Below are 25440 nucleotides of genomic sequence, written 5' to 3' on the forward strand. Positions count from 1 at the left end.
AGTTATAATTATAGCTCCAACGGGCAAAGAACACTATCTTAAATGTTAAATGATTGCTAATTTAAGTCAAGTTTTTTCATGTTTTTGTATAACAAGCAACGCAGGAGTAAAGAATAAAGTTAAAACCGTTGCAGCCAATATTCCACTTGCTATGGTTGTTGAAATGTCAACCCACCACTGGCTTGATGGAGCATCATATGTGATTTGTAGCGTAAAAAAATTGATATTTAACCTGGTAATCATCGGTATTAAACCAAGAACTGTGGTTGCAACGGTAAGCAATATTGGCCTAACGCGAGAAATTGCAGCGTTTATTACACATCGCTTGATGTCATTTTTGTGTACCTTAATTTGGTGATGAAAGGCATCAAGCAATAGTATGTTATTATTTACTATAATTCCCGCCAAAGCAATTATCCCCACTCCACACATAACAACTACGAAAACTTGTTGGATAAGAAAGAAAACAAAAAACACACATGTTGTGGATAAAAACACTGCTGTCATTACGATAAATGTATGGTATACATTATTAAACTGTGTCACTAATACCAATATCATTAGTGTAATCGCTAATATAAAAGCCTTTAACAAAAATGCTCCTGATTTTTGTTGATCTTCTTTGTCGCCTTTAAAATCAATTTTTACTCCCTTGTCCCAATCCTGGGCAATAGAATTCTGAATGAACTTTACTCTTTCATCAACAAGATAGCCAGTATCAACGTCAGCAGAGATTGTCACTGTGCGTAATCCATCAATCCTGTTTAGTTTGTTTACCTTTTTTTCGGGAGCATATTTTACTATATTGCTCATAGGATACGGGCCATTAACTGTATTGATAAAAAGATTGTCTATAGTCTTCATGTTGCGATCCTTTCCAGGGAAACGGAGTACAATATCGATTTCTTCATCCGTGTTATTTGGTCTATATTTTCCAATCAACACTCCATTTGTAACCATCTTTATAAAATCGCCAATGGTTGCAACACTTACTTCAGAGCTTGTAGCCTTATTCTTATCAACACTCATATTCCACTCTATTTCAGGTGCTGATCTGCTATCTTGAATATTTATAAACCCGGATGAAGGTTGGTTCATAATTTCTAGAATTTTCTCTGCTGCTAAATTCAAACTGGATACACTCCCGCTGAGGTTAATTTGTATTGGCTTGTCAGCCGACGGTCCTGGCTTTTCCTCTTGAACATTAATTATTATTCCTTTCATGTCTTGCACACTGCTCCTTATATCATTTAGTATGTGCTTAGCTTTGCGCCTGAAGCGCCAATCCATAAGTTCTAGTTGTATTCTGGCGATAACGTTGTCTGAAAATGCTCCTGATCTAGCATAAGAAACATGAATTTCTTTTTCAATGCTCAAAATGCGTTCTTCCACTTCTTTGAGTATCAGATCTCGTTCTTTGGCTGATAAGCTTTCTTTTGCTTTAACACTGATTAAAATATTATCTGAATCCACTTTCGGAAAAAACTTTACTCCAGGACCAAAAGTAAAGTACAGCACACTAAATGAAAACAAAACGAATACAGTAGCACATACGAATTTTTTAGGATGATCCAAAACCTTCTCTAGCATGCGTACGTAAGCTCTTATTATAGGCCCAGCATTTTTTATTTCACCACTTTCTATAGCACTCATTTTTTTTATTTCTTTTTTTGAAGTTATCGAAGGCTTACCAAATATTGCACCAAGTGTTGGTATAAAAACCAAAGCCATAATGAGCGATCCAGTCAAAGTTAGGATTATTGTAATTGGTATGTACTGCATGAATTTACCAACAGTATCAGGCCAGAATAATAGAGGAAAAAACACTGCTAATTTAGTTAACGTTGATGATAGAACCGGATAAAACATATCACGAACTGAAGTGTAAAAAGCTTCTACTTTGTCCATTCCGCAGATCATCTTTCTATCGGCATATTCGCTGATCACAATTGCATCATCAACCAGCATGCCAACAGCCATAATTAAACTGAAGAGCACAACGATATTTAAGGTTATACCCATAAAGTAAAGAGCTATTATCCCAATGAGAAAGGAACCGGGTATCGAGAGTGCCACAAGAATAGCAATCCTTGTTCCCATAGAAAGCATCATTATGATCAATATTAACAACACAGCAAATATTATGCCGTTTTCCAAGTCATCAAGCACATCGCGGACGTTTTTTGACTGGTCGTTTAAGTACACCACTTTTAAATTTTCAGGTAATTGATCTTTTGCCTTATCCATTAAGTATTTTACTTGATTTACTGTGTCTATTATGTTTTTTCCGTTACGTTTTGAAATTTCTAGCATGACACTAGGTAATCCATTAATGCGAGCAAATCCTTGGTGATCCTCAAACCTAGGGTATACTTTTGCTATATCTTTGATTCTCAAAACTGCATCGCCTTGAGATCTAATAGGAATATTCATAATATCTTCTATATCTTTTAATAACCCTGATATTTTAATCGAATATTTACCGGTATCATTTTCCAGTGACCCAGCTCCCACTAGTCTGTTATTGCTTGATATAGCTTGGAATATTTCGTTTGATTGAATGTTATATTTTGTTAGAACTGTGGGCTTAACTATCACTTCCACTGTTTCTTTACGCATACCTGCCACTTCAACTTTGAGAACATTTGGCAGAGATTCTATTTCTTTCTTTAGCTTGCGTGCTATTTCAGTTAAGGCTCTTTCTGGCAAATTACCAATTAAGCCGACATTGAGTATCGGAAATAAGCTCAAGTTTATTTCATTGATTATCGGAGATTCCGCTTCAACAGGTAACTTCGATTTTATGTTTGAAAGCTTTGAACGAACATTATCGAGCACTTCTTTATTATCATACTCTGTTCCAAATTCGAGTATCATGTGAGCACCATCATTAGTTGCAAAAGCTCTCAATTCTCTTACACCTTCGATGGATCTTAGTTCATTTTCTATAGGAAGCACTAATAGCTTTTCACTATCTTGAGCAGAAATCCCAGGAAGTCCAACAAACACGCTGATTATAGGAATCTGTATATCAGGATTGCTTTCCCTTGGCATTTTTACATAAACGTATGAACCGAAGATAAAAATTACTATAAGTAATAATACCACCGCCCTGTTTCGCTCTATGAGTAAGCTCTGCATGTTGAATGTTAGCTGAATATGTGTGTTTGTACAATATTATAGTCGAGATACATTGCATATTAATTAATCCTTGTGTAGCTTTAAAACTTTATGCAAATAATTAAAATTTTCGCAAAATTGCAAGTATAAGAAAATTCCTGTATAATAATTCTAGAACAGTATTTGAGAGGTTATTATGGTGGCAATTCTAAATATAACAAAAGGCAAAAATAAAGTTATTGTGTCTGGATTAGCTGGAGCTTTATCAGCTTTAATATTTTTAACAGCAATCCACATTGCCGCAAAGATAGCCATTATCGTTTCTGCTGCTGCAGTTACTTACTTATTACTTTCGCTGATTCATAAAATAAGAACTAAAAAAGAACAGCCTGAAATTACTGGTGTTTCAGGAGAGAAAGTTTCAGAAGATGAAGGGTATAGCAGTGTTGATGAAGGTGAAGAAAAAGATACCGCAAAAGAACCAGAAAGAACTGAAACTGAGTTAGAAGAAGAAATAATAAGGAAAAGAGCACAAGAACGCATGGAGAAAGGATCACTTGGTGGTCCTATAAATGCGTTTGGCGAACCAATTCATGTGACTATAGATGCTGAAAATAGTAATCCTGTTGATTATACAAAAACTATGGTAGTGCCTGAGGAAATTATTCTTAGCATGCTAAATGATAAAACTCTTACACAAAATAACTCTAGCTCTATAAAGAATCAGATGAAACCTCTTCCTGAGCACATGGATGTGCCTGGTAATCCACTTCCTGGGCAAGTGTTAAGCAATCTAGAGCTTGAATCTAAAAGCACGCAGAAACTATCTGCTTTAGACTTGCTATTACAGTGCAAAAATGTAGATAATGATGTAAAAAAAATGCTAAAACAGCCAATTACCCAAAAGGGGTTTAACGGATTAGGATTTGATAGATAGTTGTTATATTAACCTCTCCATCTCATATTGAGGATCAGATGCAATGCCGTAGACCCTATTTGGCGGAGCAATTTTGTTCTCTATACCAAAAACCATACCTTCAATTATTGCTGTGAGTACTTTTTCAAGGTCACAATCTGCTCCGGGAACGCGGTGCTCTAGGCGGCATCTTTTGAAATCGTTGCCAAAATAGGGAATTCTTATCGCAGCAGTTCTGTTATTTACTCCCCAACTAATCGTAGTTGGAGTGTGAATATCCGGATACTGAAATCTTAAATATGAATCATCATTTGGAGCAAAAAACAACATATGTTTTTTCATCATTGCACATAATCCACCAATACTATGAATCAGATAGTCACTGTACTTTTGCTCATTGATATAAAATAAGTTACCGTTATTTGAATTCACGAGATTAACATGCACATTTAATGCACTGCCTGCTCTATCCAAATAAGGCTTTGCTTTAAAAGAAACATTCCCACCTAGTTTTTGTGCTGTTTCAGTAAGTGATTGTTTTGCTAACTCAAAATGCTTAATTAAATTGTAGGAGTTCGTATAACAACCACTTTTTATCTCATACTGATGTGTAGAATTCTCCTTCTCGCAAGAAAATTCAAGAGATGCTATTTTATTTTTGATGCTATTCAGAAATAAGTATTCTTTTTCTATTCCTTCAATGTAAAACTCTAGTTCAATACCGAATACAGCATAACAACTCAAATTACTTAATATAATCATAAATTTGCTTCAGTAAATCTATATTAGGTTAGCTATATTTATATGAATACTTTACTTATTTGCCAGTAAATTTAACATCTTATTTATACATAATGTATTACTGTTTTTAATAGCATGCTTCTAATCCTCGATACAAGCGACATTTACAAATTTTTCATTTTTTTGAAATAAAAATGATCAATTTTAATGTTTTTATACCCTTTACAACCCATCAAAAAATCACCATAATTTTTAGTATGTATTAAGTAGTATTAGCTTTTCATTTTGCAGTAAGCTATTGATTATCTTATATTTTTCTAATTATTGCTTTTTTCTTGGTGTGGTATATGAACTTAACTAGCCCTAAGGTTTCTACTATGTTTTTTGATCAGATTATTACAGTAACGGATCACAATGTTACTTGGGAAAAAATCCAAAATTGTCTTTATAATCTTTATGGAGAAGCAACATATAATAGCTGGCTGAGTTCACTAAAATTTGTCAGTAGCAGAAATGGGGAAGTTCTTTTATCCGTGTCAACAAGGTTTATAAAAGAGTGGATTACAGTTCATTACATGAAAAAAATATTATCATTATGGCAAAGCGAAGATAAAAGTATACGTTCTATTGATATTCAAGTAATTGAGGAGAGGAATTCAAATTTTAATGTTATACTAAAAAACAGAGAGGAAAGTAATCATAATCTTGGTTCGCCGCTGGATCCAAGGTTCACCTTTGATAATTTTGTAGTGGGAAAGCCAAATGAATTAGCATTTACGGCGGCAAAGCGTGTGGCAGAATCTATAGATCCAATATTAGGCAGCAATCCTTTGTTTCTATATGGTGGAGTGGGACTTGGTAAAACACATCTAATGCATGCTATAGCTTGGCACATAGTCAATTCCCCATCAGCAAAAAGAAAAGTGGTGTATTTATCAGCAGAGAAATTCATGTACCAATATATTACAGCGCTGCGAAGCAAAGATATTATGTTATTTAAAGAGCAATTTAGATCAGTAGATGTATTGATGGTAGATGATGTGCAATTTATCAGTGGTAAAGATAGTACACAAGAAGAATTTTTTCACACTTTCAATGCATTGATAGACCAAAATAAACAATTGGTTATATCAGCTGATAGGTCTCCTAGTGATCTTGATGGAGTGGAAGAAAGAATAAAATCACGACTCGGTTGGGGGTTGGTGGCAGATATTAATGAAACAACTTTTGAATTAAGGCTTGGTATATTGCAGGCAAAAGTGGAGCAGATGAATATGTATGTTCCGAAAGATGTCCTAGAGTTTTTAGCAAGGAACATAAAATCTAATATAAGAGAATTAGAAGGAGCATTAAATAAGGTTACCCATACCTCATTAATTGGAAGAAGTATGACGGTAGAATCAGCTAGTGAAACCCTAATCGATCTTCTTAGGTCAAATCATAGGTCAGTCACAATAGAAGAAATACAAAAGAAAGTAGCTGAATTTTTCAATATAAAGGTTGCAGATATGCAATCCAATAGAAGGCTTCGCAGTCTTGCAAGGCCAAGACAAATAGCTATGTATTTTGCCAAAAAATTTACGCAAAAAAGCCTACCAGATATTGGGAGAAACTTTGGTGGCAGAGACCATGCTACTGTTATACATGCAGTAAAACAAGTAGAAAATTTTATAAAGACCGACTCAAAATTTGCTGATGAAATCAATCGATTAAAAAAACTGTTTAAGTAGCGTTTTTAAAATAGCTAATAACAAATCCTAAAATGAATCGACTATAGTTTTAATCCGTTTAAGTTTAAAATCTTCTGTTAGCTTCGCAGAATACATTTCCTTATTGTGTTGATTATAGAAGGTAAATTCGTGATCATCTAAATTTAGTATTGCAAAGCCAAAGCCAAAAAAGTTTCTAACCTCGTGTGCTAAGTAGTTTTTACCATTTAAATAGTCAAATTCTACATTTTGATAAACAGATTCTTGATCTTGAGCGTGTAATGATGCACCACCGTTTCCAACTATAATTTGGTCTGGAACATTATCCATTAATAAAATCTGGGCTATATGAATGTGGCCAGAAACTATGGTAGTAACATTGCTTGGAAATTTATCTCCAAAAGCTTCGATTTGTGTAAGATTACCATGGCTTTTTAATGTCAAAAATTCTTTTTTTGGAGATCTCCAAAGCGGTTTATGAGTTAAAAACCACATGGGCTTGTCAGAACTATTTTGTATCAATTTATCAAATTGCCTCTCAAAAGCATCAATTGTGCTTTGGGTTGTAAAAATATCCTCACCGGATGAAGAGTCGAAGATAAAAAATTTCATCGGTCCAGCATCTAAGGACCAACTAGAAACGAAGTTTCCACATTTTTCAGACGAAAAGGGGTATGAATCTAGATACCTGAACCATCCTTCATAAGCTCTATCACAACTCTCATGGTTTCCACGAACAAAAAGGAAAGGGGATTGTGATAAAATATCCTTTGCAGGCTCAAACCAATCAGCGTACCAAACTTCTTTATTATATCCATAAATATCGCCACACTTTTTTGTATTTCTACATTTTGTTTGTCTATAATGATAATCACCAACATGGATAATTAAATCTGGTTTATGAAGGGCGATTGAATCTAAATTTTTTTTTAAAGGCCAGCTATCTACCGAATTACATTCCTGCTGAAATAACATATTTATTCTACAGCCCGTGTCACCAATGAAAGCAATTTTATTAACCTTTTTTGGTAATATAGGAACCCGTAGATCCTCAATACTAATGTTTTTGGCACTTGTTTGTACTGTCAGTTCACAAACTGTTTCGTTATGACCACCATTGTTAATTGAGCTGCGATTCAGCATTTCTGTTTCCTCGCCATCAACATAAACAATGGGACACATGTCATTGTCCGTAATTGCGCGTATGCTTAGTTTATTTTCTGGGATAACTTGAGACCATGTGTATAATATTTGTGCATGGACGAAATGAAAGCTAGTTATAAGAGAGAGAGCTAAAAAAATAAAGATATTAGCTATATTCATTTGTATAAAAACCTAAGTTAAAAATTAGTAGTAAGGTTATCTTAAATGATTAAAATTTATAATCACAAAATTCATAATCAAATTATACAAACAATTTCTAAATTATTCTAGTATCAGATTGACACTCTAGATGAAAAATTCTAAAATGATTAAGTAATTTAAAATAATTATATAAAAACTAGAATATAGTGCGGCCGTGGTGGAATTGGTAGACACGCAGCGTTGAGGTCGCTGTGGCTCATAAGGCCTTGGAAGTTCAAGTCTTCTCGGCCGCACCAGTTTTTATCGCTGTTTAATATGGGTAAAAATGTTTATAGGAAATCAGAGTAGCAATAAGGTAGAAAGAGCTATCAGCGAAATCAGGCGCGGTCGGCCAATTGTAATATATGATGAAAGTAATTACCTATTGTTTGCTGCTGCTGAGGCTTTAGAAAGAGATTTATTTAATCAATACAAGCTTACATCAAGTAATGTATATGTTACTTTAACTTCAAGTAAGGTAAAATACATATCTCAGAATAAAGAACATAACAGCAAACGTCTGTTGGTGAATAATTTTGATGAACTGCTCTATTTAATAAACTGTTCAAAGGAAGATTGCATAAAAGAGTTGCAATGCTCAAAGACAATAGATGAATGTGCTATTGCCTTGCTTAAGTTCTCAGAATTATTGCCATACGCGTTAGTGGCTGATATGACTTTTGAGAATAACCATGAAATGCGAAATTGGTGCGAGAAAAATGACGTTATTGCACTGGACACGTCATTCATAAATAATTTTCAAGAAAATCAGGATGTATATGAAGTGTGCAAAACATCATTATTTTTAAAACAGACTCAAGAAGTAAATATCATATCTTATAGAACCGAAAGTGGTGGAAGAGAACATCATGCAATTATCATTGGCAATCCAGATAAAGATGACGAACCATTAGTGAGAATTCATTCTTCGTGCTATACGGGTGACTTGTTAGATAGCTTGTCATGCGATTGCAGAAGTCAGTTACATCAAGCAATTCAAATGATAGCTGACTCTGGAAGTGGTATTATATTGTATTTGATGCAAGATGGAAGAGGCATTGGTTTAACTAATAAGTTAAGAGCGTACAGTATGCAAAGAGGACATAATCTTGATACTGTTGATGCAAATAGAATATTGGGTTTTGAAGATGATGAAAGGAGTTTTGCTGTTGCAGCTAAAATGCTTAAGAAATTGAACATTAACAAAATCCAATTACTTACAAACAATGATAGGAAATTGTCAGAATTGGAAAGTAGTGGTATAGGAGTTACAAAGTGTCTACCACTTATTGTGGAACGTAATAAATATAACGATTCATATATGGAGACAAAGTTTGGTAAATTAGGCCATAGATTAAGAGTTTTTTAGCTTTTTTGCTGTAACTACTTTGTTAATTTGCTATGTTTATTAACATAAGTTAAGATTTTTAGGAATACTAAAATGCTAAGATTTTTTAAGCGAGAAAAAAATACTGAATCCTTAGATAAGGATATAAATTGGAATTCAAACCGCTACAGCACAGTTATTGCTCAAAGGAATATTCTACTTTTATTTGCATTAATATTATTAGCAACGATCTCTATCAGCATATTAGTCATATTTAAAATTAGCACAAGTAGCACTATTGAGCCATTTGTTATAGAAATTGACAAGAAATCAGGAATAGTGCAATTGGTTGATCCTGTCACAGTAAAACAGTATTCTGCAGATGAAGCGCTAAACGATTATTTTATTTCAGAGTATATAAAAGCAAGGGAGGTTTTTGATCCATATCATTATAATTATAACTATTATACAAAGGTGAGGTTGTTTTCCTCACCTAATGTGTATAATGAATTTAGAAATTATGTAGGATCGCAGAATATGGATGATCTTTTTAATTTATATTCAGATACCAAAAGTGAATTTAAAATTCGCTCAATTCAAAAGTTGGGTAACGATGCTCTTCAGGTGAGATTTTTTGTGGAATTTACACGGAAAGATGGAAGTTCTACGAGAAAAAATAAGATAGTTATTATGTCATATAGATATGCATCGCTTGAAATGGATGATCAGCAAAGATATATTAACCCATTAGGATTTCAAGTTATTTCATATAGAGTAGATGATGAATATGTATAGGATATTATTAGTTTTAGCTTTACTTGTAAGTGGCAATTTAAACGCATCCATTAATTATAATGAGCCTATTTCTATAGATAGTAGAATAAAGACTTTTGTGTATAGCCCTAATGAAGTATTTACGGTGGTTTTTAGTCAGGGTTACTATTCTTATATTGAATTTGCGGAAGGAGAAAAAGTTAAAAATATCGCTGTTGGTGATGCATCAAGTTGGAAAATTAATCCTTATGACAATAAATTGCTTATCATGCCATTTGAAGTTAGTAGTCGCACTAACATGATTATTACGACAACTAAAAAAAGAAATTACATTTTTGATTTAATCTCAAGGCCAAACTACGATAAATACCCGGATACTGATGCTAAGAAAGTAGATCACGATTATTCTGCTGAAAAGGATATATCTTACGTAGTACGTTTTTATTATCCTCAAGAAGAAGGTGAATTTGATGTTGATTTAGATGAGGTTTCTTTACCTACTCAAATGCAATATACTACAGACAAGCTAGAAAAAATAATACAAGAAAATGATACGAAGTACAATTATACATATATTGATGAAGGTGGTAATGCGGATATAGTTCCGATCGAGTTATTTGATGATGGTTATTTAACCTATTTAAAATTTAGAAATAATAATAAAATACCTCAGGTTTTTGTAGAAGGGGAGGATAAACCTTGTAAAAGGCTGTTATTTGATGATTATGTTATAATAAAAGGAGTACATAAAAAGCTATTTATGCGTTATGAAGATGGTGAAGTTGAAATTATAAATAGGTCACTTTAGCTGTGGTACATGCAATATGAATAAAGAAAGGCGTAACAATTCAGAAGATGAATCAGAAATAGAGAATAAGGTAGTAACAGTTGGCTCTAATCAAGGTCATAGGGCATTGATGGTCATTATTTTAGTGCTTCTGGCTGGTGGAGTGTATTATCTCTATTTTAGTCCTTCTCCTAAAGAGGGTTCAGAAGTTATTAAAAAAGAGGAAACAAAGCAAAACGTTCAAGAATTGAAAGGAAAGTTGGAACAAGTTCCAGATAATGTAATGGTTCCTGAAAGAATAATAACTGATCCCTTACCACCCTTACCTCCTCTTCCTACACCACTAATCATACCAGAAATAAAACAAATTAGAAAAGAAGAAGTGATGAAAAAAGAAGAAGAGAAACCAAAAGAAACTCCTGTGTCAAATATACCTATTTTGCCAAAGCAAAATTTTCCTTCTAGTAATGTTATGGGCAATTTACCTACCTCGTTTCCTACAATAGGGGGTGGCGGTTATCCTAGAGACAGACGTAGTGCACAGATGTTGACAATTTCAGGTGGTAGTGGAGAGAACAAGGCTGCTGATGCTATTTTATCCGACACTTCAGCACAATCGAGCAAAGCTACCAGAGTAGGAAAGCTTGGTTTAATGATTACTCAAGGTAAAATTATTGATGCTGTTCTTGAAACTGCAATAAACTCTGATCTGCAAGGAATGCTGCGTGCTATGGTGAGTAGAGATGTTTATGCAGAAACTGGTGATACAGTTTTAATACCTAAAGGCTCAAGATTGATAGGCAGTTATTCATTTGACTCGAATGTTGCTAAATCTCGTGTAAATATAAACTGGAATAGAGTGATTCTGCCACATGGAATAGATATTGCAATCTCATCACTTAGTACTGACGAGCTTGGTAGAGCAGGAATAGCAGGAATAGTTGATAACAAAATAGTAAGTGCGTTATTCTCTTCAGTGACACTTGCTGGTGTTTCGATTGGTTCTGCTGTTATAGGGCAAAAGGCTTCTAATCTTGTTGATACGCTAACTATCAGAGATGCAGTAAAGTCTATCACTGCAACCGAAATAGATTTTTCTTCTCTCCAACTCATTATTGACCCAGAAAAGAAGATATCTAGTGACAAATGGAAATTAGGCCTTGGGGCTATCGGAAGAATTCGGAGTGCCAAAAGCAGACAAGATTTACTAAAAATAATGAAAGAGGAAATAGCAAAAGCACTAGGAATTGAAGAAGACGAGGTAAATATAAGCCTGGAAATTGTAAATCAACTGTTAGAACAAATTCAAAGAAAAAGCAAGTCTGTTTATGATGAAGCAATCGGGAAATCAATCGAGGATTTTTCTAAAGATATGCGGGATGTAGTGGGCAGATATACAGATAAAAAACCAACTATTTATGTTGATCAAGGCACTGCATTGAAAGTATTTGTTAACCAAGATATAGTATTTCCTCCACAGGCAATATTAAATCAATGAAATGAACTATGCTGCACTTGATACATATTTGGAGCCATTACAAGGCATATTTCAAGAAGAAGGCGTAAATGAAATATCAATAAATAAGCCAAAGGAAGTATGGATTGAAAATCGCGGTGAAATAAGGTGTGAAAAATTAGAAGTATTCGATCTTAACCATTTGAAATCTCTTGGCAGACTGATTGCTCAAGCTACAGAACAAAAACTTAGCGAAGAAGCGCCGTTACTTTCGGCAACATTACCAAATGGTTATCGTATACAGATAGTATTTCCGCCAGCATGTGAACCTGATAAAGTAGTCATGTCGATTCGTAAGCCTTCTAGCATGCAGTTAGCACTCGATGATTACGAAAAAATGGGGGCTTTTTCTGAAACTGTTACAGAAGCAACTGATAATCCAGTTGACCGTCATTTGGATTTATTGTTAAGGCAAAAAAAAATAAAAGAGTTTTTAGAATACGCTGTAATAAGTAAGAAAAATATTATAATTAGTGGTGGAACTTCCACTGGTAAGACTACTTTTACTAATGCTACTTTGCGTGCTATTCCAGCTGAGGAAAGAATTATTACTGTTGAGGATGCAAGGGAAATCGTTTTGAACGATCATCCCAATAAAGTCCATCTAATTGCCTCTAAAGGAGGGCAGGGCAGAGCAAAAGTAACCACTCAAGATTTGATAGAAGCGTGCTTACGTTTAAGGCCAGACAGAATAATAGTTGGTGAGCTCCGTGGAGCGGAAGCTTTTAGTTTTCTCAGGGCGATAAATACTGGTCACCCTGGATCAATATCAACCCTTCATGCAGATAGTCCAACAATGGCCCTTGAGCAAATAAAATTGATGGTTATGCAGGCAAATCTTGGCATTCCTCCAGACCAAATTATACCATACATTAAAAATGTGATTGATATTGTTATTCAGCTAAAAAGAACCGGTGGGGGCAAAAGAAGCATTTCTGAGATATTATTTACTAGATCTGCGAGCGAAAATGCTTAAATTTATACATAAGTTAAGGAAGAGTAGTTTATGAGTAATGGAAATCACCTACGTAATATTCTCATAGGAGGTGTAGTAGCTTTTAGCGTACTTGAGTTTTGCTTCTATCTATCTGGTATATTGTTTGTTCTGTTTGCTGATGGTCCGGATGCTGTGGATTTTAAGGCAATTAATCCTAGTTTGACGCCTTTCCCTCAAGCTCTTTGGCCAACGATTTTTGATCATATACAATATTGTTGGCATCATCCAGAGTTATATAGCCTTGAGCTCAAAATCACATTAATTATATCTTCTGCACTGCCTATCATTGTTTTAATGATTATCTTATGGAATTTAAGAGAAAGGATAATTGAGTGGCGACCATTTAAAAAGAAGGAATCACTTCATGGAGATTCGCAGTGGGCATCAGAGAAAGACATACGAAAAGCAGGATTAAGAAGCAAAAAGGGATTATTGCTTGGTAAAGATAAAAGAGGATACTTCATTTCTGATGGGTTTCAGCATGCATTGTTATTTGCACCTACAGGTTCTGGTAAGGGTGTTGGCTTTGTAATTCCTAATTTATTATTTTGGACTGACTCGATAATTGTACACGACATAAAATTAGAAAACTATGAAATAACAAGTGGTTGGCGAGAACGACAAGGACAAAAAGTATACGTATGGAATCCAGCGCAGCCAGATGGAATAAGTCACTGTTACAATCCATTACAATGGATTAGTGAAAAACCTGGGCAGATGGTTGACGATGTGCAGAAAATAGCTAACCTAATCATGCCTGAACAAGACTTTTGGCAGAATGAAGCAAGAAGCTTATTTGTTGGAGTGGTATTATACTTACTTGCTGCACCAGAGAAAGTTAAATCTTTTGGTGAAGTTGTGCGTACGATGCGTAGTGATGACGTGGTTTATAATCTTGCTGTTGCTCTTGATACAATGGGTAAAATACTACACCCTGTAGCATATATGAATATTGCAGCTTTTTTACAAAAAGCTGATAAAGAAAGGTCAGGTGTTGTATCAACCATGAACTCATCACTTGAATTGTGGGCAAACCCATTGATTGATACTGCAACTGCGTCAAGTGATTTTAATATTCTAGATTTTAAAAAGAAGAAAATTACAGTTTATGTTGGTTTAACTCCTGACAACTTGACTAGGCTCAGGCCTTTAATGCAGGTTTTTTACCAACAGGCAACTGAGTTTTTATGTAGAAAATTGCCATCGGATGACGAGCCTTATGGCGTATTGTTTTTAATGGATGAGTTTCCTACACTTGGAAAAATGGAGCAATTTCAAACAGGTATTGCATATTTTCGTGGTTATCGAGTTAGGTTATTCTTAATTGTTCAAGATACTGAGCAGCTCAAAGGAATATACGAAGAAGCAGGGATGAACTCCTTTTTGTCAAACTCGACTTACAGAATAACTTTTGCAGCCAATAATATTGAAACAGCTAATTTAATATCGCAACTTATAGGAAACAAAACTGTACAACAAGAATCGTTGAATAAGCCTAAATTTTTAGATTTAAATCCTGCTTCAAGGTCATTACATATCTCTGAAATACAGAGAGCATTGCTATTGCCTCAAGAAGTTATTATGTTGCCACGTGACGATCAGATAATTTTAATAGAGTCGACTTACCCAATTAAATCAAAGAAAATTTTGTACTACAGTGATACCACCTTCACAAGAAGGCTGCTCAAACAAACTCGTGTGCCTACACAAGAACCATATGACCCAAACAAAGTTCTTTCTGCCGCTGCGAGCAAAGATCAGGTTAATAACGAGGGGAATAATGTTCTTGAGGGACCTAATTCAGTTGATTATCCTGCTGAAACTAAAACCGAAGATGCAGTATATGATGAATCAGATGAATTTGCAGACGAAGATATTGATGATGAAGATATCGACGATAAGTTTGAAGATGATGACGAGGAAGATGAGGATAGGAGCGATGATGGGTTTGATGACGAAGAAGAGGAGGATGAATTTGAAGATGAAGATAAATTAAAAAATGACGAGAAGTAAGGTTAACTTTGCCTATTTTTAGCTCAGAAAAGTGCAAGTTATGCAAATAATTAGGTTTTTCATATTAAGCCATTTTTAATTAATTAGTATTAGATTAGCTATTTTAACTAGGGGAGTAGTAATGATTAGTAAAAAAACATTAGCGGTTACAGCATTTGCTTTATTGTTGTCACAACAATCTTTTGCAAGTGAAACAGAAGGGTTTTACTTTGGTAGTGGGTATTACGGTCAATATTTAAATAACACAAGCGTACTAAAAACAAGCACTACAGGTATCAAAAATTTGTCTATAAATGACAGGGGTGCTCAGAACACAGAAGGTCAGTCACTAAGTGAGTATAAAGGAGATTATAATCCACCTTTTGCTGCAAATGTGGCATTTGGTTACACAGGAGAATTGGGTAACAACAGCTATAGGGCTGAATTGGAAGGAATGTATTCTTCTGTAAAAGTGGATAATATTGGTTTAACAAGTAGCCAAATAACTGTTTCATACCTAAAGGAGACTCCTAATAAAGAAATTTATCTCTATAGTGCTGCAGTTAGTCATGACCAAATTGAGAACATATCTGTAATGGCAAATGTTTATCATCATTGGAAAAGTGACCGTTTCTCTTTTTCTCCTTACGTTGGTATTGGGATCGGTGCAACAAGAATGACGATGTTTGAAAAACCGTCAATAAGACCCGCAGGTCAATTAAAAGCTGGCTTTGACTATCGCATAAACGAAGATGTAAATATGCATATCGGATATAGAGGTTTTGGTGCTATTGGTAGCGATATTAAGCTTACAGCAAAAAGGTTAGGACAAGTGGTAGACGGCCATAATGCTGGAAAAAAGAAGCTTGATCCTAGCTCAGGTAACAAAGTAACTGAGGAAATAAATATAGGTAATCAACTATTTCACACACACGGCATAGAGGCTGGCCTTACTTTCCACTTTGCTAGTAAAGCTTAAACATGTTGCCCTTTAAAAAATGCATAAAACCGTTCCTGTCATCCTATGGCTTGACCATAGTAAATATAGATCCCAGTGTCACGCACTGGGATGACGAGGTAGAGGGTACTGGGATGATGAGGTAGAGGGTACTGGGATGATATAGGATAATATGGGATGAAGGAGATAATACAAGAAAACATTAGCTATGTTCTTTTCACAACAATGCATCTCTTCATTCCCGCTAAGTCATATACATATTCCTGAAAAGCTAGTTCATACAAGGGTATTATTTTGTCAATATCATTTTGATCTTCACCTACCTCCAATATCGCAAACCCATTTTTTTTAAGGCACTTTCTCAATATTGGAAAAATACTCAAATAACAGCTCAAACCATCAATACCACCATCAAGGGCAATTCTTGGTTCCTTTTGCACTTCAGCTTGCAAGTCTTTCAATTTGCTTCTTTTAATATATGGAGGATTACTGATTATAAGATCGAATGAACCTCTGCACTCTGTCCACGAACTTGGAAATATTTTGGCTCTGCTGAGAAGATCATGTTTTTTTGTGTTCTGATAGGCAACTTTATATGCTTCCAAGCTTTTTTCAAAACCGACGCCAACAGCATATTCATACTCACTAAGTACGGATATCAATAAACAACCTGTGCCTGTACCAAAATCTGCAATTTTTAGTTTCTGTTTTTTGTTTGGGTAATATTTTAACACTGCTAGGATTATTGTTTCACTATCTGGCCTTGGATCTAAAACATGCTGGTTAACTATAAAATTTTTACTCCAGAATTCACGATTACCTATTATTTGCGATATTGGATATCTTTCCGCTCTTTTTTTTGTTAATTTCCAAAATAAAAGTTCTTTCTCCATCGGCACTTGATCAGCATGGTTCACAATTATAAATGATCTTTCCACTCCAAGTACGTGCTGCATGATGATTTCACAATCTAAATGTGGTGATTCAACTTTATGTGACGATAATAACTCCGATCCTTCTTGAATTAAAGTGCTGATTGTTTTCATTATTCTAAAAATATGTTTCTTTCAGCCAAAAATAGCAAGATGAGCTTCCAGTTTAGGGTAGCTGCACTAAATCCCAGTGTCAAGCACGCAGCTGTACGAACATTGCAATTTGCAGATCCAAGTAGCTTGACTACTTGGATCCAGCTAAGTTGGTGAGCATAAAAGTATAGCTAATGCGAGCTTTACGTCATACCGTCACGGTATCTCTAGATTCCGCTAACACGTAGCGGGACGACGAGGTCAGGGTGTCATCCTAGTACCTTCTCCTGTCATCCCAGTGCCCTGACTACTTGGATCCAGGAAAAAGAATGGTGTCATCCAAGTAGCCTTCCTCCCCTGTCATCCCAGTGCCCAGACACTGGGATCCAGAAAAGTTTGCTTGTAAGCAAGCAAACTAGCACAGAAAGTGGTTACAACATTTTCGATGAGATTATATGGAAAACTGGATTCCAGTGTCAAGCACTGGAATGACACCTTCCTGCCCAGTTCATGTTGCCATAAATATTAAGAAATTTACCAAGCAAAAAAAAGGCAAAAGAAGCCCTAGTCATTGTCTATTTTCAGTATTGACGTGCATAACAATGTTACAAAAAATAATATCATAGAATTCAATAGGATAATCCCTAGAGAATTACTCATCTACAAAAAGCCAAATCGTGTTAATTCTGTTTAGATGTAAAAGATAAGCTAAATTTTTACAGGGAATTTAAAACAGTAGAATACCTTCGATTGAAAGAAAGAACCAAACTAGGCAACTTAACCGGTTTGCTATTTCAACTACTACAACTAAATCAATAAATCTTAATAGGGGGAAAAACATTATGAAAACGTCAAAATTGACATTAGTATGCGACATATATGAATTAACAAATAAAGATGAAAAGAATATACAAAAACTAGCAAGAAAAATAGAAGAAGGGGAAGGTGTTGCCGAAAAGTTCAAAAATGGAATATTCAAAAAGTCCAGCTATAACGCAAGTACGACTCTTTTAGCGAAAATAGCTTACAAATATCAGGGTAGAGAGGAGACATTGTCACTACTACAGTATGCTATAAGTCATAAAAATAATCAAGCTGTAAAGGATCTTTTAGAAGAAGCCAAAAAACAAAAACTATTAAAGAAAGTTCTTAATGAAGAAATGACCACAAAACATTCAGATGGTCGAGAAGAAAATCATACAATACTTACAGATGCTATATCACGTAGAGACAATGACATGATTAGAGCAGTGTTAAAGATCTCTGAGGAAAATGGTATCTTGAAAGAGATTGTCAAAAAAAGAATAACGATAAAACATTCAAATGGCAAGGAAATGACTTACACCCCATTCACCTATGCTGAAGTGTGTGAAAATAGTGAAGCTGTAAGAGAACTGGGAAATATTCTTAATAAGAGAGCAACCCAGCAGTCCACTGTTGTAACAGCCAAAACTACTACAGCTAAAGATGGCACTACTGCACTACACATAGCTGCTGAAGATTGTAACTTTGACATGGTCAAATGTCTTGTAATAAATGGGGCAAATATAAATGCCAGAGACAAGAATGATAATACACCGCTATATTTGGCTACTCAAGATAGAGAATATCAAGATAAAGATATTAAAGAGGACGTGAAGGAGTACCTTATCAATCGAGGTGCACATATTTAGAGAAAGCAGAAACCTCTTTTACTCAGCTCTCCTATTTCTAGTGCAAGGTAGGAGAGTTAATAGAATCTTAGATAAAAGAGTATACCTTTGTCTCAAAATATTTTAAAGAGACATGACTACTGATACAAGGTCTACAGACTACGAAGTAGGGAAAAAATTAAAACATGAGAGGGAAAAGCAAAGACGTACTCAGGCAGGTTTAGGAAGTAAAATCGGAGTATTAGAGAAGCAAATGTCCAGATATGAGCGAGGGGAAAATCCGATTTCAATCATTATATTCTGTATGATAGTAGTGGAACTAATGATTGATATGGCAAAACTACTGCCTGAATCGACGATATCAGAGAAAATTGAAGGTAAAGTAGAAAAAACACTAAATCTAGTTAGAGAATGTAAAAAATTTAGGAATCAGGAATTATGTAAGATAGCCTCTGCATTAAACAAATCTATCCAGATGGGAGAAGAAGAGGGTAGAGAAGCAGGAAAGATTAAAGTGGCAAAGAATTTACTTAAAGCGGGTATTTCTGTTGATGTCATTCTCCAAACAACAGGCTTGTCTGAAGATGAACTTAAGAAACATGATAAAACAGAGATAGTTAACTTTATAGCCTATAAAACAGGGGAAAATATGAAAGACTGGAGGCTAGCAAGAGGACGTAGTCAGGAGGATTTAGGAAATGAAGTCGATTTAACAGGTGGTCAAATACGACGCTATGAGCAAGGAACCCATATCATGACAATAGGAAAACTATGTAACACAGCAGACAAATTATCAACGCACGCTAAAGCTCTACTGCCGAAAATTAGTGAACTAATAGAAAAAGGCAATGTTGAAATTGAAAGAAGTAATGAGGATAGAGAGGGAGAAAATGGGGTACTAGATTTAGTGAGAGAGTATGAAAAAATTGATGATCAAGAAATACGTGATAAATTTTATTCATTAATTATGTCAGTATCTAAAAGAATACAGATTGATAAAGAAAAGGGTAAAAAAATAGGGAGAACAGAAATGGCAAAGAATCTACTTGAGGTAGGTGTTCCTATTAATGTAGTACATCAGGCAACTGGACCACAAAACCTTAAAGCTAGTGGCATGCTTAAAAGACAATAAGCAAAGTAATTTTTTAAATAAGATAATTTATTTAGAAGAATTATTAATCCAACATTACCTCCCTTTATCCCACTGCCATTTCTCCTTAACTTGAGCTTATGGAGCTTTTCACCCTATTTATTAAGAGTTTAATGAACTATCGAGAATAACAATAAAGAGCACGCCTAACATTATATAAACGGATACCATAATAAAAGCCCCTTAGCTAACCACATTAAAACCATTGCCCTTCTCTGGCTTTTTTGATTGTTTCGTTTACTTCTGCCTTATCATAAACTTGTCCAGGCTTAAAAATATCTTCAATTAACACTCAGCCTGTAAAGATATTATGTATAATACATAGCACGAATAAAAGTTAATGCAAGCATAATTTTTCTAACTTGAGTATTTTTTACTCCAATAAACTTCACTGACGTTGATGTGCACACCCCTGAGCCTGCTATACTTCTGCTTGTTAATTAGTTATGCAAAAAGCCGGCCTAATGCTATGCTTTCCAATTCCCAGTTATGCTTTGCTCTTCTCTCGGTTCATCTATTTTAGTACTAGGCTTTGACAACATATATGTAATACCACCAACTGCTAGTGCTGCTATTGTGGTTGCAACTACTGCTATTGCTATAGATATTAGTTCAGCTGCAACCACTCCAGTTATAAAAAGTGTCACTGCTATTGTAGCGCCTAATGCTGCAACTGAACCACCAGCAAAAAGACCTATGATTGCTTGTTGTTTCGTTTTGTTGCCATGTATCCATGCAGAAACTCTTGTAGATGATTTAGTAGGAAGCAACGACATAATACGACCAAGGCATAGTAATGAAGTCGGCAAAATTATAATTTCTTTTTTTCCCTTGAGAACACCGTCTAAAATACGTTTTGCAGCGTCTTCTTTCTTCAACACAAACCAACTAAGCATATTATTCGCTTTCGCTATAGATTTATTCAAATTCTTTAATATATTTGTTTTTATTCCTCCTGGCATTACAGTAACAAATTTTACATTATTATCAACATGCTGAATCCTTAGTGAGTCAAAACAAGCTGTTAATGCTCCTTTACTGGCAGAATACGCAGCATTGTATGGTAATGGATATAAAGCCGCCATAGAAGATGTAGCAATAAAAGTTGCTTGAGAATTTCGATCAAGGGAATACTTAAGCCAATGCTCAAGCCAATTCACAACACCAAAGTAGTTAGTTTTCATAACCTTCTCATGAACATTGGCGCTTAATCCATCACCCTCATTTTCACCATATCCTGCATTAAGGAAGAAATAAGTTGGTATAATATCTTTTTCTTTTAGCTGATCAGAAGTATTTTTAACGTCGGAACCATTACTAACATCACACACCATAGGCGTAAAATCTTTACCCAATTCTGCTCCTAGTCCTTGTAGTTTTTCATTGTTCCTAGCAACACCCACTACACGCCATCCACCTTGAACAAGCTGACGTGCCATGACTTCTCCGATTCCAGATGAAGCTCCCGTAATAAGACAAACCCTTTTACTCATATCATCTCCTATAAAATCGCATAATAACAGTAAAACTGTAACGGGAACCATTGTTCATGTCAACTAATTTCTTTCAATAAAATTTTAACCTTACCCAGATGATATAAATTGTTATTGTTCGGTTGGAAGTAAGAGAAGATAATAACTTCTCAGAGTGGATAAGGGGCAGTTGGCTAAAATCCATATTCATGTAGAAAACGCTGGGCTCCATAGCGTCACAAACAATTTAATTATTTACTTTTTCAAAAAATATAAAAATAGTACGTACGTTTGTGAGAACAATTCAAATAAAAGCGGCGTTGTGAAAATAAAAACGTAAAATTGTTGCAACAAAGCTAAGCAAATTAGTTCATATCTAAATGTGGTAAAATAGGCTAAAATGGCTGGTTTTGTGGTATAGTAAAATCATTATAAGTAAAAGTTTGCACGGATCTAGCGGTAGACCAACTGATCCCAAAAAAACTTGTTCTCACGCTTGTTATTTTAAGTTGCTGAAAGTGGTTGTATCGGTTAGGTTATTAGTAATATATTTTACTAAATTAATACCAATTCATTTGAGGATAAAAAGGAAAACTAAGGTAAATTTATAGCAAAAAAGGTTTGTGCTCATCTTATGACAAAGATGCAATAGAAACTCTCATGGAAAAGAGGCAAAGATTGTGGAAGTATATAGAAAAAGCTTTATGACGCTCAACGAAAAAAGGGAGGCGTTTGGCTTGCTGATGTTGCAGGTGATGATGAATTGAATTAAAAATTTTATATATAATGTAAGTGTAGTAATATTAATAAATATCAAATATTTATACTGCATTATCATCTAGCATACTAACAAATTAGAGGTAATTTATGAACGAAATACAACAAAGAGAGTTAAATGAACAACTTTTTAATGCTGTTGTACAGGGTAATATAGGGCAAATTGAGGAGTTAATAGTAGCTGGAGCAGAGGTTAATGCGGTAGATGAGGGTGAAAAAGCTTTTTCACGTCTTTCTGCTTTAAGTAATACAAGGGAAAGAGGGGTAGTAGAGGCAGCGAATATTCAGCAACTTAGACTCACTCCTTTACATTATGCTGTTTTAAGTGGCAGAGAGATGGTAGAGCTTTTAATCGAAAAAGGGGCAAATATTAATATGGTAAGTGAAGATGGACCTACTCTTTTACATTATGCTGCTGCTTTCAGTGACAAAAGAGAGGTGGTAGAGCTTTTAATCAAAGAAGGGGCGAATGTTGATGCGGTGGATGATAATGGCAATACTCCTTTATTTTCTGCTGCTTTAAGTGGCAAAAGAGAGATGGTAGAGCTTTTAATCGAAAAAAGGGCGAATGTTGATGCGGTGAATAAGGTTAAAAATACTCCTTTACATGCTGCTGCTTTAAGTGGCAAAAGAGAAGTAGTAGAGTTCTTAATCGAAAAAGGGGCGAATATTAATGCGGTGAATGAGAGTAAAAATACTCCTTTACATGCTGCTACTTTAAGTGGCAAAAGAGAAGTGGTAGAGCTTTTAATCGGAGAGGGGGCGCATATTGATGCGATAGATGATAATGGCAATACTCCTTTAAGTTGGGCTGCTGAACATAGCCAAAAAGGTGTGATAGAGTCTTTACTTGAAAAAGGAGCGAATATTGATGTGATAGATGGTGATGGCAATACTCCTTTAAATTGCGTTATTATCTCGAATAAAATAGACAATGCTGAGTTAATAGTAAATCACATAGCAAAACTGGAAGCTACTGGCTTATATGTCAGTCCAGAGAATATACAACTTAAAGCTCAGATAATGCCAGAAATAGAAAAAAGAATATTTCTACATAATCATAAACCATTGATTGATGCTTTATCGACGCATTATGGAAGTAATTTTCAAGCAATGACATTTACTGGTATAAAGAACAGGAGTACGAAATAATACACTAATTTACTTTGTAGACTTCGAAGATGTTACAACAAGACATGTTCCTACACTGAAAGTCAAGACATTTGCAGAGATGGTTAAAAATAAAGATATAAATAGTAACCTTGAGTGCCCAAGCACTGAACAAACTCAAGGAGCTAGTCAGTCTCTTAATTAAAGAAGGATACATGGAGACCTGCTGCGAAAACAAGAAGAGGTGTTCCTCGCTTGTATGAAGTATTTTTAAACGTGGTTTTTTTAAAGATCATAATTACCACAAAAACTGGGCTTTCCTTTTGCAGCAGGTCTTAAGCCTCCGCAGCGGACCTTCCGATTCCAAAGCAACTTCTTCTCTGTTGCATTTATTGGTTTGTGGAATAGTAGAAATATTGTTTTAATATCTACATAAAGACATACATATAATTAAGAAAAAGACAGAAGAAAAGAATATAAGAAATTAGAACTGACAAGCAAAAACTTGCTTTTTTATTAAATACGTGTACAATTTAGGCATGTGTTTTTAATTTTGAGGTATAGGTATGATAGACTTTATGAAGAATGAATTTGAAATAATATTGCAGGGGATAGAGGAAAATCCAAGTATATACAGCAATAACACAACTACAAGAATAGCAAATGAATTACAAGAATATAATTCAAGAAGGTCAAGCGAAATTAATGAATCTAGTGAATCTATTCACCACAAAATGCAGCTATTGGATGAAAACTATAACAGAGAGACACAGTTATTGAGTGAAAACTATGGCAGAAAGATACAGTCGTTAAACTACCAGTACAATAGTAAATTGTTACAGGAGCTGCATAACAATGCCAATAGTAGTAAATCCAATTATGATTCTAGACATGCTATACCTGATTATGATTGGGAATATGAAAGGTATAATAATAGTTTGAAAGATAGCGAAGCAAAATTTAATATGGAATTCAAGAAATATGAGAATGAGCTCAGAGAGTTAGAGCAGGAGCGTTGTAGTATAAAACATATAATGCATGAATGTAATCAGTGGAAAAAACATGGGTTTGATATAAATTACATTTTCAAAGTACAAGATGATTCTAACCATACAAAAGAATATACATTATTACATTTTGCTGCAAATTTTGGGGATATAAATGTTACAAAATTACTGTTAGAAGGAGGAGCAGGTGTTGATATAAAAGATCAAAACGGAAATACTTCTTTGCACTTATCCGCATCCAATGGCTATATAGACATAGTAGAACTTCTAGTGAAAGAAGGATCAGACCCTAATGTAGTGAATAAAGACGGAAATACTTCCTTGCACTTAGCTGCTGCAAATGGCCATATAGACATAATAGAACTTCTAGTGAAAGAAGGATCAGACCTTAATGTAGTGAATAAAGACGGAAATACTTCCTTGCACTTAGCTGCTGCAAATGGCCATATAGACATAATAGAACTTCTAGTGAAAAAAGGATCAGATCTTAATGTAGTGAATAAAGACGGAAATACTCCTTTACATAGTGCTTTCTATAATAATTGCACAAAGGTAGTTAAGTATTTAATAGGAAAAGAACCAAGTATGAAAGAAGTTGTAGAGCATCTAGTGAGGTGTGTAGTAGAAGATAGAGCACATACGTTACTAAAAGGTCGTACTCCTTTACATTTAGCTGCTATTTATGACTGCACAGAAGTAGCAGAGTCTTTACTGAAAAAGTGGGAAAATCCTTTGTTAAAAGACACTAATGGTAAAACTCCAAGAGAGTTAGCCACAGATGAAAGTTTAATACAGCTTTTCGGGGAAGCAGAAATAAAACAACAAGAATATAATGCAACCAAGTGGGGTCTTGTTAGTGGCGGATCAACAGCAGTATTAGGTATAGCTGCGACAACCATTTTTGCAACAGTATTTACAATTGGATTTCTGCCTATAGTAGGGGCGGTTGCTGCAGCCACAACACTTGCGTTAGCGGTTGGTGGGACTACATATATGATATTAAAGCCCAGTGCTAAAATAGAGAGAATCGAATGTGAAGAAACATACATCTGCAGAACTTAGGCTT

The 25440-nt window shown here is 34.8% G+C and carries 20 protein-coding genes and 1 tRNA gene; 15 read left to right on the forward strand and 6 right to left on the reverse strand.

What is annotated here, in order from left to right:
- Positions 1-66: 66 nt before the first annotated feature.
- On the reverse strand, positions 67-3141 hold the full coding sequence (locus tag OOK89_RS01400; RefSeq protein ID WP_264719121.1) for an efflux RND transporter permease subunit: 3075 nt from the start codon (positions 3139-3141) through the stop codon (positions 67-69).
- Between the two features lie 175 nt (positions 3142-3316).
- On the opposite strand from OOK89_RS01400, the gene OOK89_RS01405 reads away from it, so the two are divergent.
- Positions 3317-4057: a hypothetical protein gene (locus OOK89_RS01405; protein WP_151807680.1), complete on the forward strand. Its 741-nt coding sequence runs from the start codon at positions 3317-3319 to the stop codon at positions 4055-4057.
- Positions 4058-4060: 3 nt separating this feature from the next.
- Here OOK89_RS01405 and OOK89_RS01410 read toward each other — a convergent pair whose 3' ends face one another.
- Positions 4061-4798, reverse strand: a complete 738-nt coding sequence (locus OOK89_RS01410) for a type I glutamate--ammonia ligase (RefSeq protein WP_006280263.1) — start codon at positions 4796-4798, stop codon at positions 4061-4063.
- A 326-nt stretch (positions 4799-5124) separates the two neighbouring features.
- On the opposite strand from OOK89_RS01410, the gene dnaA reads away from it, so the two are divergent.
- A complete protein-coding gene (gene dnaA / locus OOK89_RS01415) occupies positions 5125-6507 on the forward strand; it encodes a chromosomal replication initiator protein DnaA (RefSeq protein ID WP_264719122.1) in 1383 nt (460 codons plus the stop codon).
- A gap of 27 nt (positions 6508-6534) precedes the next feature.
- Here dnaA and OOK89_RS01420 read toward each other — a convergent pair whose 3' ends face one another.
- A complete protein-coding gene (locus OOK89_RS01420) occupies positions 6535-7809 on the reverse strand; it encodes a metallophosphoesterase (protein ID WP_151807682.1) in 1275 nt (424 codons plus the stop codon).
- A gap of 190 nt (positions 7810-7999) precedes the next feature.
- Between OOK89_RS01420 and OOK89_RS01425 the strand changes: the two genes are divergently transcribed.
- The 8 genes from OOK89_RS01425 to OOK89_RS01460 all read left to right on the forward strand — a co-directional run bounded on the left by OOK89_RS01425 (position 8000) and on the right by OOK89_RS01460 (position 16202).
- Positions 8000-8087, forward strand: a tRNA-Leu gene (locus tag OOK89_RS01425).
- A gap of 29 nt (positions 8088-8116) precedes the next feature.
- Positions 8117-9199 carry a GTP cyclohydrolase II gene (locus OOK89_RS01430; protein WP_010082649.1) on the forward strand — a complete coding sequence of 361 codons (1083 nt, stop codon included), beginning with the start codon at positions 8117-8119 and terminating at the stop codon, positions 9197-9199.
- A gap of 72 nt (positions 9200-9271) precedes the next feature.
- Entirely contained in the window at positions 9272-9952 is a 681-nt protein-coding gene (locus OOK89_RS01435) for a VirB8 family type IV secretion system protein (protein ID WP_151807683.1), read from the forward strand.
- A complete protein-coding gene (gene virB9, locus OOK89_RS01440) occupies positions 9939-10739 on the forward strand; it encodes a P-type conjugative transfer protein VirB9 (RefSeq protein ID WP_174515708.1) in 801 nt (266 codons plus the stop codon). The genes OOK89_RS01435 and virB9 overlap by 14 nt, the downstream gene beginning before the upstream one ends.
- 16 nt (positions 10740-10755) lie before the next feature.
- Positions 10756-12216, forward strand: a complete 1461-nt coding sequence (locus OOK89_RS01445) for a TrbI/VirB10 family protein (protein ID WP_174515709.1) — start codon at positions 10756-10758, stop codon at positions 12214-12216.
- Position 12217: 1 nt separating this feature from the next.
- On the forward strand, positions 12218-13210 hold the full coding sequence (gene virB11, locus OOK89_RS01450) for a P-type DNA transfer ATPase VirB11 (RefSeq protein WP_264719126.1): 993 nt from the start codon (positions 12218-12220) through the stop codon (positions 13208-13210).
- Between the two features lie 30 nt (positions 13211-13240).
- On the forward strand, positions 13241-15244 hold the full coding sequence (locus OOK89_RS01455; RefSeq protein ID WP_264719127.1) for a type IV secretory system conjugative DNA transfer family protein: 2004 nt from the start codon (positions 13241-13243) through the stop codon (positions 15242-15244).
- Between the two features lie 121 nt (positions 15245-15365).
- Positions 15366-16202: a P44/Msp2 family outer membrane protein gene (locus OOK89_RS01460; protein WP_264719128.1), complete on the forward strand. Its 837-nt coding sequence runs from the start codon at positions 15366-15368 to the stop codon at positions 16200-16202.
- 38 nt (positions 16203-16240) lie between these two features.
- Here the strand turns inward: OOK89_RS01460 and OOK89_RS01465 are convergent, their stop codons facing one another.
- Entirely contained in the window at positions 16241-16384 is a 144-nt protein-coding gene (locus OOK89_RS01465) for a hypothetical protein (RefSeq protein ID WP_264719129.1), read from the reverse strand.
- Between the two features lie 3 nt (positions 16385-16387).
- Positions 16388-17227 (reverse strand): peptide chain release factor N(5)-glutamine methyltransferase, encoded by an 840-nt coding sequence (gene prmC, locus OOK89_RS01470; protein ID WP_174515710.1) that lies wholly within the window; start codon positions 17225-17227, stop codon positions 16388-16390.
- 434 nt (positions 17228-17661) lie between these two features.
- Here prmC and OOK89_RS01475 point away from each other — a divergent pair, with 434 nt between their 5' ends.
- From OOK89_RS01475 to OOK89_RS01485, 3 genes are all read left to right on the forward strand, one after another.
- Entirely contained in the window at positions 17662-17832 is a 171-nt protein-coding gene (locus OOK89_RS01475; RefSeq protein WP_264719130.1) for a hypothetical protein, read from the forward strand.
- Between the two features lie 216 nt (positions 17833-18048).
- Positions 18049-18879 (forward strand): ankyrin repeat domain-containing protein, encoded by an 831-nt coding sequence (locus tag OOK89_RS01480; RefSeq protein WP_264719131.1) that lies wholly within the window; start codon positions 18049-18051, stop codon positions 18877-18879.
- Between the two features lie 112 nt (positions 18880-18991).
- Complete coding sequence (locus tag OOK89_RS01485) at positions 18992-19990, forward strand: helix-turn-helix domain-containing protein (protein WP_264719132.1); 999 nt, start codon at positions 18992-18994, stop codon at positions 19988-19990.
- A 485-nt stretch (positions 19991-20475) separates the two neighbouring features.
- Here OOK89_RS01485 and OOK89_RS01490 read toward each other — a convergent pair whose 3' ends face one another.
- Complete coding sequence (locus tag OOK89_RS01490) at positions 20476-21501, reverse strand: SDR family NAD(P)-dependent oxidoreductase (RefSeq protein WP_264719134.1); 1026 nt, start codon at positions 21499-21501, stop codon at positions 20476-20478.
- An 846-nt stretch (positions 21502-22347) separates the two neighbouring features.
- Between OOK89_RS01490 and OOK89_RS01500 the strand changes: the two genes are divergently transcribed.
- Positions 22348-23409, forward strand: coding sequence for an ankyrin repeat domain-containing protein (locus OOK89_RS01500; protein WP_151808102.1), 1062 nt, complete (start codon positions 22348-22350; stop codon positions 23407-23409).
- A gap of 524 nt (positions 23410-23933) precedes the next feature.
- Positions 23934-25436, forward strand: a complete 1503-nt coding sequence (locus OOK89_RS01505; RefSeq protein ID WP_174516139.1) for an ankyrin repeat domain-containing protein — start codon at positions 23934-23936, stop codon at positions 25434-25436.
- Positions 25437-25440 lie beyond the last annotated feature (4 nt).

It is taken from the genome of Wolbachia endosymbiont (group A) of Lasioglossum morio (assembly GCF_947250585.1).
GTDB lineage: Bacteria > Pseudomonadota > Alphaproteobacteria > Rickettsiales > Anaplasmataceae > Wolbachia > Wolbachia pipientis.

Bases quoted from the DNA above. Each gene is read 5' to 3' on its own strand.
- OOK89_RS01400 (WP_264719121.1), bottom strand. From the start codon at position 3,141: ATGCAGAGCTTACTCATAGAGCGAAACAGGGCGGTGGTATTATTACTT.
- OOK89_RS01405 (WP_151807680.1), top strand. From the start codon at position 3,317: ATGGTGGCAATTCTAAATATAACAAAAGGCAAAAATAAAGTTATTGTG.
- OOK89_RS01410 (WP_006280263.1), bottom strand. From the start codon at position 4,798: ATGATTATATTAAGTAATTTGAGTTGTTATGCTGTATTCGGTATTGAA.
- dnaA (WP_264719122.1), top strand. From the start codon at position 5,125: ATGAACTTAACTAGCCCTAAGGTTTCTACTATGTTTTTTGATCAGATT.
- OOK89_RS01420 (WP_151807682.1), bottom strand. From the start codon at position 7,809: ATGAATATAGCTAATATCTTTATTTTTTTAGCTCTCTCTCTTATAACT.
- OOK89_RS01430 (WP_010082649.1), top strand. From the start codon at position 8,117: ATGTTTATAGGAAATCAGAGTAGCAATAAGGTAGAAAGAGCTATCAGC.
- OOK89_RS01435 (WP_151807683.1), top strand. From the start codon at position 9,272: ATGCTAAGATTTTTTAAGCGAGAAAAAAATACTGAATCCTTAGATAAG.
- virB9 (WP_174515708.1), top strand. From the start codon at position 9,939: ATGAATATGTATAGGATATTATTAGTTTTAGCTTTACTTGTAAGTGGC.
- OOK89_RS01445 (WP_174515709.1), top strand. From the start codon at position 10,756: ATGAATAAAGAAAGGCGTAACAATTCAGAAGATGAATCAGAAATAGAG.
- virB11 (WP_264719126.1), top strand. From the start codon at position 12,218: ATGAACTATGCTGCACTTGATACATATTTGGAGCCATTACAAGGCATA.
- OOK89_RS01455 (WP_264719127.1), top strand. From the start codon at position 13,241: ATGAGTAATGGAAATCACCTACGTAATATTCTCATAGGAGGTGTAGTA.
- OOK89_RS01460 (WP_264719128.1), top strand. From the start codon at position 15,366: ATGATTAGTAAAAAAACATTAGCGGTTACAGCATTTGCTTTATTGTTG.
- OOK89_RS01465 (WP_264719129.1), bottom strand. From the start codon at position 16,384: ATGTTTTCTTGTATTATCTCCTTCATCCCATATTATCCTATATCATCC.
- prmC (WP_174515710.1), bottom strand. From the start codon at position 17,227: ATGAAAACAATCAGCACTTTAATTCAAGAAGGATCGGAGTTATTATCG.
- OOK89_RS01475 (WP_264719130.1), top strand. From the start codon at position 17,662: ATGGAAAACTGGATTCCAGTGTCAAGCACTGGAATGACACCTTCCTGC.
- OOK89_RS01480 (WP_264719131.1), top strand. From the start codon at position 18,049: ATGAAAACGTCAAAATTGACATTAGTATGCGACATATATGAATTAACA.
- OOK89_RS01485 (WP_264719132.1), top strand. From the start codon at position 18,992: ATGACTACTGATACAAGGTCTACAGACTACGAAGTAGGGAAAAAATTA.
- OOK89_RS01490 (WP_264719134.1), bottom strand. From the start codon at position 21,501: ATGAGTAAAAGGGTTTGTCTTATTACGGGAGCTTCATCTGGAATCGGA.
- OOK89_RS01500 (WP_151808102.1), top strand. From the start codon at position 22,348: ATGAACGAAATACAACAAAGAGAGTTAAATGAACAACTTTTTAATGCT.
- OOK89_RS01505 (WP_174516139.1), top strand. From the start codon at position 23,934: ATGATAGACTTTATGAAGAATGAATTTGAAATAATATTGCAGGGGATA.